This window comes from Antarcticimicrobium luteum, from assembly GCF_004358185.1.
Taxonomy (GTDB): domain Bacteria; phylum Pseudomonadota; class Alphaproteobacteria; order Rhodobacterales; family Rhodobacteraceae; genus Antarcticimicrobium; species Antarcticimicrobium luteum.
In genome coordinates this window covers 78,449-91,260 of sequence record NZ_SMUV01000067.1, presented here as the reverse complement: position 1 = coordinate 91,260, position 12,812 = coordinate 78,449, and the positions used below count along the sequence as shown (strand labels likewise).

The following is a 12,812-nucleotide window of genomic DNA, read 5'->3' as shown; positions in this document are numbered from 1 at the left end:
CGGTCCCTCCTTCCGCTCATCCCAAGTATCCTCGCCGAAGGCAGCGCGCCGCAGGGACGCGCCCCTCAGAACGGCACCTTGGCCCGCAGCTTCAGCGACATGCCGCCCTCGGGGTTCTTGATCCTGAGTTCCTCGGCGTGCAGCATCAGCCGGGGGAAATCGCGCGCAGGCCCCTCGGCATAAAGCGGATCGCCCAGAATCGGATGGCCCAGCGAAAGCATATGCACCCGCAGCTGATGGGTGCGGCCGGTCTTGGGGAAGAGGCGCACGCGGGTCTCGTTTTCCCCGTATTTCGCCACTTTCCACTCGGTCACCGCTGGTTTTCCCGTCTCGTGGCACACCTTTTGCAGCGGCCGGTTGGGCCAGTCGACGATCAGCGGCAGATCGACCACGCCCTGTTTCGGCTCCAGCCGCCCCCAAACGCGGGCCACATAGGTCTTTTTCGTCATCCGCGTTTCGAACTGCATCGACAGATGCCGTTGCGCGTGCGGCGTCAGGGCAAAGACGATCACGCCGGAGGTGTCCCGGTCGAGCCGGTGCACCAGCAGCGCGTCGGGAAAGGCGGCCTGCACGCGGGTCAGCAGGCTGTCGGCCAGATGCGCGCCGCGGCCCGGCACCGAAAGAAGGCCGGCGGGCTTGTTCACGGCAATGAGCTGGGCGTCCTCAAAGAGGATCTCCAGCGGGTCCATGGGGGGATCGTAATCGCTCATGCCCCGCGTCTACCGGAACCCGCCCTCACGTCAAGCTTGCCGGAGCGCCGCCGCGCCGCCAAGCTGAGCGCATCCGCAGGAGAGGAACCCCCGATGACCGCAGATCTGCATCCCGATATGCACCCGACCATCGCACAAGCGCTGGAGATCGTCGCCTCGGGCGATCACGAGAAAATCGCACAGATCCTGGCCGAGAATGTACGGTTCCTGCCGCCCACCTACTGGGCCACCTGGACCGGGCGCGAGCCGGTGGCGGCGGTGCTGGGCCATGTCGGCCAGGTGTTCAGCGATTTCCGCTATCGCAGGGTGATGGGATCGGGCAACGACTGGGCGCTGGAGTTTCAGTGCAAGGTCGGCGATCTGGATGCCGTTGGCATCGATCTGATCACGCTGGGCGAGGATGGGTTGATCGACGTCTTCGAGGTCGTCATGCGGCCGCTCAAGACGGTGGCCGCCCTGCGTGAGGCGATGAACGCCCGGGTGATGACCGATCCGCGGTTCCTGAAATACCGCGAAGCGCTGTCCTGAACCTGGATCACGCCCGGCGACGGCGGCGGCTCTGACGCAGCATCGCCACGGAATAGATCACCAGCGCCGCCCAGATCATCGGAAAGGCGATCATCCGCGCCCGCCCCATTGGCTCGCCAAAGACAAAGACGGCGGCCAGAAAGATGAAGGTCGGCGCGATATATTGCAAAATGCCGATGGTCGAGAGGCGCAGCAGCTTGGCGCCGTTGGCATAGACGATCAGCGGCACCGCCGTGATCACCCCGCAGCCCAGCAGCAACAGGGTATCGCCGGTGCCGGTGGCGAGGAAATGCCCGGTTCCGGTCGTGCCCAGATAGCCCGCGTAGCCCAGCGCCGGGATCAGCAGGATCAGCACCTCGAGCAGAAACCCCTGGTTGGGGCCGACCGGCAGCCATTTCTTGAAGAACGCGTAGAACCCCCAGCTCAGCGTCAGGCCCAGCGCCGCCCAGGGCAGCCCGCCGGCCTCGACCGTGAGGATGACGACCGCGGCGACCGCCAGCGCGATGGCCGCGATCTGCGCGCGGTCCAGCCGTTCGCGCAGCAGCACCGCGCCGAGGAACACGCTGAACAGCGGGTTGATGTAGTATCCCAACGCGGCGTCCAGCGCCCGCCCCTCGGCGACCGCCCAGACATAGATCGACCAGTTGACGGTGATCAGCGCCGCGGTCAGACAGGCCATCGCCAGCGTGCGCGGGCTGCGCAGCGCGGCGCGCAGATCGCCGGTGCGGCGCAGCACGATCAGCAGGCCGGCGGCCAGCGGCACCGACCAGATCACCCGGTGCGCCACCACCTCCAGCGCCGGGATATGCGACACAACCTTGAGATACAGCGGCAATACCCCCCACATCAGATAGGCCGAGACGGCAAAGCCCAGCCCGCGCGCGGTATCGACATTCTCGGTCATCGGGGGGGTGGTCTGCGATGTCATCGCGCGCTCCTCTTGCCCCATCGCTTTAGGTCAGCGCCGGGGTGTGCGCAATGGCGACGGGGCGTCGGCGCCGGCGCGGCGACAAATCGGGCGCTCCGCCGGGGCGCCACCCCGGCGGAGCCATTTGAAGTGAACGGAAGGGGGATCCCCCGGGACCGCATGGGCCGGGGTCAGGCGCGCACCCGCTCCGATTTGGGATCGTACATCGGTTTCAGCGAGGCCTCGGCAGCCACCTGGGTGCCGGCCACGTCGATCTCGTAGCGCGAGGCCAGCACCTGCTGCGCCGTCTCGCCGGTGCAGGGAACATACCCCAGCCCGATGGCGCCGCCCAGGTGGTGGCCATAGGCGCCCGAGCTGAGGTAGCCGACGATCTGGCCGTCACGCAGGATCGGTTCGTTGTGATAGAGCAGCGGCTCGGGGTCGGTCAGCCGGAACTGCAACAGGCGCCGTTCCAGACCGGCCTCCTTCTTGCGCAGCACCGCGTCGCGGCCGATGAACTCGGGCTTGGCGGTCTTCACCGCAAAGCCGAGGCCGGCCTCGAGCACGTGATCCTCGCAGGTGATGTCATGGCCGAAATGGCGGAACGCCTTTTCGATCCGCGCGCAGTCCATCATATGCATGCCGCAGAGTTTCAGGCCCATCCCCTCGCCCGCATCCAAGAGCGTTTCGAAGGCATGGGCGGCCATGTCGGCGGAGACATAGATCTCCCACCCCAGCTCGCCCACGTAGGAGACGCGGTGGACACGGGCGAGGCCGAGGCCCAGCTCGATCTGTTGCGCGGTGCCAAAGGGGTTGACCGCGTTGGAGAAGTCGTCAGGCGAGACTGCCTGCATCAGGTCGCGCGATTTCGGGCCCATCACCGCCAGCACGGCCTCGCCCGCCGTCACGTCGGTGATCACCGCGCGGTAATCCCCCAGGTGCCGGCGCAGCCAGGTCTCGTCGGCCAGCCTTGTGGCGGCGGGGGTGACCACCAGATAGGCGGTTTCCGACAGGCGGGTGACGGTCACATCGGCCTCGATGCCGCCGCGGGGGTTGAGGAACTGGGTATAGACGATCTTGCCCGCCGGCACGGACATATCGGCGCCGCAGACGTGGTTGAGAAAGACCTCGGCCTCCGGCCCCTCGACGCGCAGCTTGCCGAAGGAGGACATGTCGTAAAGCCCGACATTGGAGCGGACGGCCGCGAGTTCCTCGGCGACGTTGTCAAAGAAATTCTGCCGTTTCCACGAATAGGCGTATTCGGCTTTCTGCCCCGGCCGGGCAAACCAGTTGGCGCGTTCCCAGCCTGCCAGTTCGCCAAAGACCGCGCCGCGCGCGGCCAGCGCGCCGTGGAGAGGCGAGCGGCGCACGCCCCGCGCCGTCGCCTTTTGCCGGAACGGGAAGTGATCGGCGTAAAGCAGGCCAAGCGTTTCGGTGGATCGTTCGACCAGATAGCGCCGGTTGCCCTGGAACGGCTGCATGCGGCTGATGTCGACGTCGCCCAGGTCGAAAGGTTTCTCGCCATCCTCCATCCATTGCGCCAGCGCCATGCCGGCGCCGCCCGCGCTCTGGATACCGATGGAGTTGAAGCCGGCGGCGACCCAGACATTATCCATCCCGGGGGCGAGGCCGAGGTGGTAGGCGTCGTCGGGGGTAAAGCTTTCGGGTCCGTTGAAGAAGGTATGGATGCCCGCCGTGCCCAGCATCGGCATACGGTTCACAGCCGCCTCCAGGATCGGTTCGAAATGGTCGAAATCCTCGGGCAGCTGGTCGAATTCGAAGCTGTCGGGGATGCCCGCCATGCCCCAGGGTTTGGAGACCGGCTCGAAGGCGCCCAGCATCAGTTTGCCGGCGTCCTCCTTGTAATAGGCGCATTCGTCGGGGACGCGCAGGACGGGCAGCTGGGTCAGCCCGGCGATCGGTTCGGAGACGATATAGAAATGCTCGCAGGCTTGCAGCGGCACGTTGGTGCCGGTCATGCGCCCGACCTCATGGCCCCACATGCCGGCGCAGTTCACGATATGGTCGCAGGCGATGTGCCCGGCGCCACCCTCCTCGTCCTGCCAGTCGACGCCGGTGACGCGGCGGCCATCGCGGGCGATCCCCGTCACCTTGACCCGCTCCCGCACGACCGCGCCGCGCTGGCGCGCGCCCTTGGCCAGCGCCAGCGCGATATTGGCCGGATCGCCCTGCCCGTCCTTGGGCAGGTAGACCCCGCCCAGCACCCCGTCGAGGTTCAGGTGGGGATAGCGCGCGCCGACCTCGTCGGGGGTGATCTCCTCGATCTCGACGCCAAAGGCGCGGGCCATCGCCGCCTGGCGCCAAAGCTCTTCGCGGCGCTCCTCGGTCAGGGCCACGGTGATCGAGCCGACGCGCCGGAACCCGGTGGCGACGCCGGTCTCAGCCTCCAGATCGCCGTAAAGCTCCTGCGAGTATTTGGCGAGCCGGGTCATGTTGGCGGTCGCGCGCAACTGGGCGATCAGCCCGGCGGCGTGCCAAGTGGTGCCGGAGGTGAGCTGTTTACGCTCCAGCAGGACCACGTCGGTCCAGCCCAGCCGGGTCAGATGATAGGCGACGGAACAGCCGACGATACCGCCGCCGATGATGACGACGCGGGCATGGGAGGGAAGATCAGGCATGGAAGTCGGTCCTTTACGGGCGTTGCGGCAGGCCGTCGGAGATTTCGTAATAATCCCCCTTGTCGGCGGTGAAGATATGTTTGCTCAGCCGCAGGCCGGTGGGCGCCTCCAGCGCACCGAGGGAGAAACTGGTGGTGGTCTCGGTCACGTCGCGCCAGAACAGGAACGAGCCGCAGCGCGGACAGAACCCGCGCCGCCCGTTGGCCGAGCTTTCGAACCATGTCACCGGCCCTGAAATCGCCAATGCCTCGGTCGGCACATAGGCCGAGGCCCAGAGGTGTCCCGATTGCCGGCGGCACTGGCTGCAATGGCACACGCTGGCGCCCTCGGGCGTGGCATCGGTGCGGAACCTGACCGCACCGCAAAGGCAAGTTCCGCTATGCATGGTCTACCCTCCGGATTGCGGCGCGGCGCTGGCCCCCAGCAGCACGCCATAGACGATGAAACAGGTTGCCAGCAGCCGGCGCACCCAGATGTTGAACACTGCGCCCAGCGCCGCGCGCCCCATCAGCGCGCCCAGCGCGGTAAAACCGGTATAGCTGAGCGTGGTGAGGGTCAGCGCGGTGGGCAGGATCACCGCCATCTGGCCCCAGATCGGCACGTCGGGCTGCACAAAGGCGGAAAAGGCGGCAAGATAGCCGGCGACGCTTTTGGGATTGATCGTCGCGATGGCCAGCGCGTGCAGATAGACATGGCGCGCCGGGCGCTCGGCGGCAGGCGGCGGTTTTCCGGCGGTCATCCAGCCGCGGAGGCCCAGCCAGATCAGCACCCCCGCGCCGGCGAATTTTGCCAGCGTGAAGCCCGTGGGCGAGGCCGCGATCAGCGCCGTGACCCCCGCAGCCGAGAGCAGCAGAAAACCGGTCGCCTGGGTCAGGATCGCCAGCACGCCCACCAGCGCGCGGCGAAAGCCAAGCGACATGCCGTTGGAGATGCAGTTCACCGCGTTGGGCCCCGGCGTGGTGACGAAGGCCACCCAGAACAGCGCAAAGACGGACCAGGCCTGAAAACTCATGGCAACCTCAATAGACCGGCGGTGCGATAACCCAGATCGCCACAGCGGGTTCGTCATGGGGGTTGGCCCAGCGAAACGCCTCGCCCCGGATGCGGAAACTGTCGCCCGTCCCGAGGGAAAAGGCCCGGCCGCCGATCTCCAGCTCAAGGCGCCCGGCGACAAGATAACCCAGCTCCTGGGTCGGCCGACAGGTTGCGGTCTGCATCCGGGCGCCGGGGCGAAAGGTAGAGTGGATCACCTCGAAATCGTCGGTCAGATCGGGGGAGAGCAATTCCTCGACCAGCCCCTCCGCGCCCGAGCCCATCGGCCGTCGCGCACCCGCGCGCACGATGAATCCCTGTTCCGCGGCCGGGGCGCTGGCATGGCCGAAGAGCAGCGACAGCGGCACGTCAAGGCAAGTGGCGATCTGGCGCAGGTCCGAAATCGCCGGTTCGGAGAGGTCACGCTCCACCTGGCTGAGCCAGCCGACCGAGCGGCCCAGCGTTTCGGCCAGCTGCGCCAGCGTCAGCCCCCGCGCCTTGCGCAGGGCGCGCAGATCGGCGCCGAGTGTCTGCGGGTGGTCGGGCTGTGCGCGGATCATGGGCCCCTCCTCCCCCGTGAGGCATTTCGTGAAAATTTCCCCTTGTTTTTCATGTTGGCGCGATTCGGTGAAATTTGCACCATGTTTTTCATACCCTACCCAGCGGGACCGGGGCGGTTGCGGGCGGTCTTGCACAGGTCTTGGGCAGCTGGGGTGTTCACATGTCGGGTGCCACCTGAATTGCTGCGTTGCGGCATTTTCCGGCCATCCGGTCTCGGGCGGCGGGGCAAGATGCTGGTGTCACAGGTGCGGGAGGACACTCTGCGTCGCTGAACCGAGAAAGGAAGGCGCCATGTGCCTGACCACCGACGCCCTTGTGCTGTTTCTGAATCTCACGAACCCGGATCTGATCGCCGCCGAAGCGGGGCGGATCACCGTTCACGCCACCGAACGCGACGCGGTCTGGGTTCTGACCGATGACGACCTATGGTGCACCATGGCGCCACAGATCGACCGGCTGGCGCGGTTCGACTAGATCGCGCCCGCGCAATCGCATGGCACCCAGCCCGAGTCTGCGGAGGGGGCGGCGCGCGGCCGCCCCGACGCCTGATGGTCCGGGCGGGCCTAGACCCGCTCGATGGCGATGGCGGTGCCTTCGCCGCCGCCGATGCAGATGGCGGCGATGCCGCGCTTGAGCCCGCGCGTCTCCAGCGCGTTCAACAGGGTGACCATGATCCGCGCACCGCTGGCGCCGATCGGGTGGCCCAGCGCGCAGGCGCCGCCGTTGACGTTCACGATGTCGCGCGGCACGCCCATCTCGTGCATGAAGGCCATCGGCACCACGGCAAAGGCCTCGTTGACCTCCCACAGGTCCACATCGCCGACCTCCCATCCCAGCCGGTCGAGCAGACCGCGCGCCGCCGGAACCGGGGCGGTGGGAAAGAGCGACGGCGCCTGAGCGTGCGAGCCATGGCCAAGGATGCGGGCGCGGATGGTGAGGCCCTGCGCCTCGGCATGATCGCGCGCGGCGAGAACCAGCGCGGCGGCGCCATCGGAGATCGAGGAGGAGTTCGCCGCCGTCACCGTGCCGTCCTTGCGAAACGCCGGTTTCAGCATCGGGATCTTTTCGGGCCGCGCCTTGCCGGGCTGTTCGTCGCGGGTCAGAACCTCTTCGCCGGTGCGGGCGTGGATCCTTACCGGGGTGATTTCGCCGTCGAAGGCGCCGGAGCGCTCGGCCGCCAGCGCGTTGTCGAGCGAGCCGATGGCATACTGATCCTGCGCCTCGCGGGTGAACTGGAACGCCTCGGCGCAGTCCTCGGCAAAGGTGCCCATCAGACGGCCCTTGTCATAGGCATCCTCGAGCCCGTCGAGGAACATGTGGTCCTTGACCTCCTGATGGCCGATGCGGGCACCGCCGCGCATCTTGGCCAGCAGATAGGGCGCGTTCGACATGCTCTCCATGCCGCCGGCGATCATCACGGCGTTGTGGCCCAGCGCGATCTGGTCAAAGGCCAGCATCGCCGCCTTCATGCCCGATCCGCACATCTTGTTCAGCGTGGTGGCCGGCACTTCTTCGCCCAGACCGGCGGCGAACCCGGCCTGGCGCGCCGGCGCCTGGCCCTGGCCGGCGGGCAGGACGCAGCCCATCAGCACCTCGTCCACGGTTTCGACCCCTGCCCCCTGCAGTGCGGCGCGAATGGCCGCGCCGCCCAGTTCGGCCGCGGGAACGCCATCGAACATGCCCTGAAAACCGCCCATCGGCGTGCGGGCTGCGCCCGCGATCACGACCTCTTTCATCCGAATTCCTCCACTCATGCCGGACAACAGATTGGTAACCATTCCGGTCTAGCCTGATCGTGTCGGAAACGCCACCAGAGGAACGCCATGCAGCTGACCAGTGTCCAGCGGGGCGATGCGAGCATCGTCACCGTAAAGGCGGACCGGATCGATGCCGCCGTCGCCATCCAATTCAAGGAACGCATGCGCTCGGAAACCGAGGACGGGCCGGAGCGGGTGATCCTGAACCTGTCCGAGGTATCCTTTATCGACTCCAGCGGGCTGGGCGCCATCGTCGCCGCGATGAAGCAGCTGGGCACCGAGCGCCGGCTCGACCTGGCCGGGTTGTCGCCGATGGTCGACAAGGTCTTTCGCCTGACCCGGATGGATACGGTCTTTACGCTGTTTCCCTCGCTCGACGACGCCATGGCCGAACTGGAGGGGTGATCCGGCCCGCTCAGGGATCCGGGCCGGAAGCAAGTCACGATGTCACAGCGCAGCTCGCACAGATTCGACGCCACGCAGCTGGCCGCCCGCGACGGGATCACCGCGGTCATGGCGCAGTTGCGGGCGCAGGGCCTGCCCGACCGCGCGGCGGGCGATGTGGAACTGGCACTGGCAGAGGTGGTGAACAACGTGGTCGAACATGGCTATGCCGGCGCCCCGGGCGGCGAGGTGCGCGTCGACGCGGATCTGACAGGGGCCCGGCTGGAGTTGCGGGTGGTCGACACCGGCCGGCCACTGCCCGGCGGGCATCTTCCGCCGTGCCGGACCGTGGATCTGGATCGTCCCCCTGCCGAGTTGCCCGAGGGCGGTTTCGGCTGGGGCCTGATATACAGCCTGACAGATACGCTGCGCTATGACCGCAAGGGCGTGTGCAACACGCTGTCGATGCGCTTTTTTCTGGACGGGACAGGGCGCGAAAAGGTCCGGGCGGGGCGCTGCGCCCCGCAGACCGCGCCCTGAAACCGCCATATTCACATCAAACTGCTGCCCGATTACCCGGCGATACACGAGGTGTAGCTGCAATAAGCTATCCTCGGCGCTGCGCCGTACTTGCCCCCACCCAGCGCGCGGCGCCGAGGACTTTCCCCCTCCCCTTCGAACCGGCAGGCCCTTCGCCTCGCGGCACAGCCACGCCGCCACCCCACCGCCGCCGTCCCCTGCGACGCCAATGCGGTTGGCTTTCCCCGGACCGCCCCCTAATCTCCGGCGCAAACGAAAGGAAAGGGTCACCCATGCGCGATTTTCACATGCCGGGACGGTCGGAGATTCTGGCCGCGAACGGCGTCTGCGCCACCTCGCATCCACTGGCGGCGCAGGCCGCGGTGGATATTCTGAAACAGGGCGGCAATGCCATGGACGCGGCGATCGCCGGGGCGGTCCTGCTGGGCATCTGCGAGCCGCAGATGACCGGGATCGGCGGCGATTGCTTCGTGCTTTATACCGATCCGTCCAGCGGCGAGATCAAGGCCCTGAACGGGTCGGGCCGCGCTCCGGCGGCGGCCAGCGCGGCGGCCCTGCGCGCGGCCGGCGAAACCGCCGTGCCGGTCTACAGCGCCCATGCGGTCACGGTTCCCGGCGCGGTCGACGCGTTTTGTCACCTGTCCGAGACCGTCGGCAGGATCGGACTGGACCGCATCCTGGCCCCGGCGATCCACTATGCGGAGGAGGGGGTGCCGGTGGCGCCGCGCGTCGCCTTCGACTGGGGCAACGAGGCGGCCAAGCTGCAGGGCGCGGCGCGGGACGCCTATCTGATCGACGGCCGGGTACCCAAGGCGGGCGAGATCTTTCGCGCGCCGGGTCAGGCCGAGGTGCTGCGCCGGATCGCGCGGGACGGACGCGACGCCTTTTACACCGGCGAGGTGGCCGAGGATATCTGCGCCACGCTGAACGCGTTGGGCGGGGTGCACCAAACCGCGGATTTCGCCGCCACCCGCTGCCTGGAGACCACGCCGGTCTCGGGGCCCTACAACGGCGCCGAACTGTTCGAGCATCCGCCCAACGGCCAGGGCGCCACCGCCATTCTGATGCTCAAGATCCTGTCGCATTTCGACATCGCGGGCATGGACCCCTTTGGCGCCCAGCGCGCCCATGTGGAGGCCGAGGCGGCCAAGCTCGCCTATGACGCGCGCAACCGCTTCATCGCCGATCCGGACCGCACCGCGCGGCTGGACCATATGCTGGCCCCCGAAACCGCAGAGCGGCTGGCCGGGCTGATCGATATGACCCGCGCCATGGACGCCCCCGCCGCGGTCAGCGAGGCGGTGCACAAGGACACCATCTATATCACCGTGGTTGACCGGGACCGCATGGCGGTGTCGCTGATCTATTCGATCTATCACGGCTTCGGCTCGGGCATCGCCAGCAACAAGTTCGGCATTCTGCTGCAGAACCGCGGCGCCGGCTTCACCCTGGAGGAGGGCCACCCGAACGAGCTGACCGGCGGCAACCGTCCGATGCACACGATCATCCCGGGCATGTTGCGCGACGACGACGGCGCGCTGATGCCGTTCGGCGTGATGGGCGGCGCCTATCAGCCGAATGGCCACGCCCGGGCGGTCAGCAACCTGCGCGATTTCGGCATGGATCTCCAGGCCGCGCTGGACGCGCCGCGCAGCTTCTCGGATGCCGGCACGATGAAGATCGAGCGTGGTTATTCAGAGGCGGTCCGCCAGCAGCTGGCCGACATGGGTCACAAGATGACGATCCCCGATGCGCCGATCGGCGGCGCGCAGGCGATCCGCATCCGTCCCGACGGGGTGCTCGAGGGGGCCAGCGATCCGCGCAAGGACGGCTGCGCCCTGGGGTACTGAGCCGCAGGAAATCAGAAGGCCGGGCCAAATGCCCGGCCTTTTCGCTGTCGGTGATCCCACAGAGCAGCCCGCGCAAGCGCCGTAAGGCGCCCTTCGGGCTTGATTTCGCGCAGGTCAGCCTGGTTCGGGGGGTGCACCCGGCGGCGATCGGCTCAGTTGAACTGGAAATGCAGCGGATAGGCGCCGTCGCGGAAGGGGCCGAACATCTCGGGGATGTCGGGATGGTCCACCGGCTCGCCGGAATAATCGGCGACCAGGTTCTGTTCCGACACATAGGCCACGTAATAGCTGTTCTCGTTCTCGGCCAGCAGGTGATAAAACGGCTGGTCCCTGACCGGACGGCTCTCCTCGGGGATCGCCTCATACCATTCCTCGGTATTGGCGAATTCGGGATCGACGTCAAAAACCACGCCGCGGAACGGGTGCTTCTTGTGGCGGACCACCTGACCGAGATGATATTTCGCGCGACTCTTCAACATCGTCATTCTTGCCCCTAACGCCCGTTCTTAACCGTAATTTACCAGTCTTGTCCAACCCCGCGCCCGGATTTTCATAGAAACAGTCTGTGAACCCGGGCGTGACAGTGGCCATGTCCCATCGGATCGGGCCGTCTTTGCGAATGGGATTTCATCCCACCGGGACTTGCGCTAAAATCCTTGAAAAAAAGGCATGAGGCAAATGAGCAGACCTCTGAGCGCATTGATTATCGTCCTGCTTCTGGCGTCCTGTGGCGGCGGCTACAAGGCGCCACCGCGGAATCTGGACAATGCCTGCAGCATTCTGGCGCAGCGGCCGAAGTACAAACGCGCCTTTCGCGCCACCGAGCGCAAGTATGGCGTGCCGATGCATGTTCAGATGGCCGTCATTTACCAGGAAAGCAAGTTCCGCGCCGATGCCCGCACCCCGTTCCGATACAAGCTGGGGGTGATTCCCATGGGCCGGACCAGCAGCGCCTATGGCTACAGCCAGGCGCTGGACGGCACCTGGAAGGACTACAAGGACGCCACCGGGCGCCGCCGGGCCAAGCGGGACGACATGCGCGACGCCGCCGATTTCATGGGCTGGTACATGACCCGCAGCTACGAGCGCAACGGCATCTCGCTCACCGATGCGCGCAACCAGTACCTCGCCTATCACGAAGGCCATACCGGCTATTCCCGCGGCTCGCACAACGGCAAGAGCTGGCTGCTGCGCGTGGCCGCGGATGTGGAGCGGCGCGCCGACAGCTATCGCGCGCAGTTGCGGGCCTGCGACTGAGGTACGACTGAGGTGGGCGCTCAGCGGTCCTTGGCGCCGTCGGACCCCGAATAGGGCAGAAACAGGCTGCCGCTGAGCGGGATGCCTGTTTCCAGCGTGCCCAGAATCACCGTGGTCTGGCCGCCGCCGCCGTCGTGAATCACCCATTTACGCAGTTCGACCGGATCGCCGGTGAACATCAGCTCGATCCGCCCATAGTCGGGATTCTCCGGGTCCTGCGCCGTCACCACCGTGGCGGTGCCGTCGAATCCATGCGCCACAACCATGTCGGCGCGGTCCAGATCAACCCGTTCGGCCAGGATGATCGACAGCGGCGTGCGTTTCAGCGGATAGCTTTCCGGCGGCTGGTTCGATTTCGGATCGTGGATCACCACGGTGCCCGCACCGGCCACCACAACGGCGCTGTCGGGCGGATCGTATTCGAACCGCGCCCGCCCCGGCCGGCTCAGATAGAGTGTTCCGGTGGACAGGCTGCCATCGTCGTTGATCTGGGTGAACGGGCTTTTCGCGGTGCGCATCGCGTTGAGATAGGTCGAGATCTGCGACAACGGCATTTTTTCCGCCGCCCAGGCAGCGGGCGCGGCAAGGCTCAGCGCACAGGCAAGAAGGATCTGTTTCATGAGCTCAACATAGGGGCGCAGGCGGCG

15 protein-coding genes are annotated in these 12,812 nt (G+C 66.8%); 6 read left to right on the top strand and 9 right to left on the bottom strand.

Going from position 1 to position 12,812, the window contains the following annotated elements; genetic code table 11:
• Window positions 1-65: 65 nt before the first annotated feature.
• Window positions 66-710, bottom strand: a complete 645-nt coding sequence (locus E1832_RS12730; protein WP_133360143.1) for an RluA family pseudouridine synthase — start codon at window positions 708-710, stop codon at window positions 66-68.
• A 117-nt stretch (window positions 711-827) separates the two neighbouring features.
• On the opposite strand from E1832_RS12730, the gene E1832_RS12725 reads away from it, so the two are divergent.
• Window positions 828-1,238: a nuclear transport factor 2 family protein gene (locus E1832_RS12725; RefSeq protein ID WP_133360207.1), complete on the top strand. Its 411-nt coding sequence runs from the start codon at window positions 828-830 to the stop codon at window positions 1,236-1,238.
• Window positions 1,239-1,245: 7 nt separating this feature from the next.
• On the opposite strand, the gene rarD is transcribed toward E1832_RS12725, so the two are convergent.
• The 5 genes from rarD to E1832_RS12700 form a co-directional block, all read right to left on the bottom strand.
• Window positions 1,246-2,166, bottom strand: a complete 921-nt coding sequence (rarD, locus tag E1832_RS12720) for an EamA family transporter RarD (RefSeq protein WP_133360142.1) — start codon at window positions 2,164-2,166, stop codon at window positions 1,246-1,248.
• 170 nt (window positions 2,167-2,336) lie between these two features.
• On the bottom strand, window positions 2,337-4,784 hold the full coding sequence (locus E1832_RS12715) for a GcvT family protein (protein ID WP_133360141.1): 2,448 nt from the start codon (window positions 4,782-4,784) through the stop codon (window positions 2,337-2,339).
• A gap of 13 nt (window positions 4,785-4,797) precedes the next feature.
• A complete protein-coding gene (locus E1832_RS12710; protein WP_133360140.1) occupies window positions 4,798-5,169 on the bottom strand; it encodes a GFA family protein in 372 nt (123 codons plus the stop codon).
• Between the two features lie 3 nt (window positions 5,170-5,172).
• Entirely contained in the window at window positions 5,173-5,796 is a 624-nt protein-coding gene (locus E1832_RS12705) for a LysE family translocator (RefSeq protein WP_133360139.1), read from the bottom strand.
• A 7-nt stretch (window positions 5,797-5,803) separates the two neighbouring features.
• Entirely contained in the window at window positions 5,804-6,376 is a 573-nt protein-coding gene (locus tag E1832_RS12700; RefSeq protein ID WP_133360138.1) for a helix-turn-helix domain-containing protein, read from the bottom strand.
• Between the two features lie 292 nt (window positions 6,377-6,668).
• Here E1832_RS12700 and E1832_RS12695 point away from each other — a divergent pair, with 292 nt between their 5' ends.
• Window positions 6,669-6,851, top strand: a complete 183-nt coding sequence (locus E1832_RS12695; protein WP_133360137.1) for a hypothetical protein — start codon at window positions 6,669-6,671, stop codon at window positions 6,849-6,851.
• An 89-nt stretch (window positions 6,852-6,940) separates the two neighbouring features.
• Here E1832_RS12695 and E1832_RS12690 read toward each other — a convergent pair whose 3' ends face one another.
• Entirely contained in the window at window positions 6,941-8,113 is a 1,173-nt protein-coding gene (locus E1832_RS12690; RefSeq protein ID WP_133360136.1) for a thiolase family protein, read from the bottom strand.
• A gap of 87 nt (window positions 8,114-8,200) precedes the next feature.
• Between E1832_RS12690 and E1832_RS12685 the strand changes: the two genes are divergently transcribed.
• The 3 genes from E1832_RS12685 (at window position 8,201) to E1832_RS12675 (ending at window position 10,908) form a co-directional block, all read left to right on the top strand.
• Entirely contained in the window at window positions 8,201-8,539 is a 339-nt protein-coding gene (locus E1832_RS12685) for an STAS domain-containing protein (RefSeq protein WP_133360135.1), read from the top strand.
• Window positions 8,540-8,578: 39 nt separating this feature from the next.
• The gene (locus tag E1832_RS12680) at window positions 8,579-9,058 is read left to right on the top strand and encodes an ATP-binding protein (protein ID WP_133360134.1); all 480 of its coding nucleotides are present in this window, start codon (window positions 8,579-8,581) and stop codon (window positions 9,056-9,058) included.
• 272 nt (window positions 9,059-9,330) lie between these two features.
• Window positions 9,331-10,908 carry a gamma-glutamyltransferase family protein gene (locus E1832_RS12675; protein WP_133360133.1) on the top strand — a complete coding sequence of 526 codons (1,578 nt, stop codon included), beginning with the start codon at window positions 9,331-9,333 and terminating at the stop codon, window positions 10,906-10,908.
• Window positions 10,909-11,060: 152 nt separating this feature from the next.
• On the opposite strand, the gene hspQ is transcribed toward E1832_RS12675, so the two are convergent.
• Window positions 11,061-11,387: a heat shock protein HspQ gene (gene hspQ / locus E1832_RS12670; RefSeq protein ID WP_133360206.1), complete on the bottom strand. Its 327-nt coding sequence runs from the start codon at window positions 11,385-11,387 to the stop codon at window positions 11,061-11,063.
• Window positions 11,388-11,586: 199 nt separating this feature from the next.
• Between hspQ and E1832_RS12665 the strand changes: the two genes are divergently transcribed.
• A complete protein-coding gene (locus E1832_RS12665; protein ID WP_133360132.1) occupies window positions 11,587-12,165 on the top strand; it encodes a transglycosylase SLT domain-containing protein in 579 nt (192 codons plus the stop codon).
• 20 nt (window positions 12,166-12,185) lie between these two features.
• On the opposite strand, the gene E1832_RS12660 is transcribed toward E1832_RS12665, so the two are convergent.
• Complete coding sequence (locus E1832_RS12660) at window positions 12,186-12,785, bottom strand: LolA family protein (protein WP_133360131.1); 600 nt, start codon at window positions 12,783-12,785, stop codon at window positions 12,186-12,188.
• Between the last annotated feature and the right edge of the window lie 27 nt (window positions 12,786-12,812).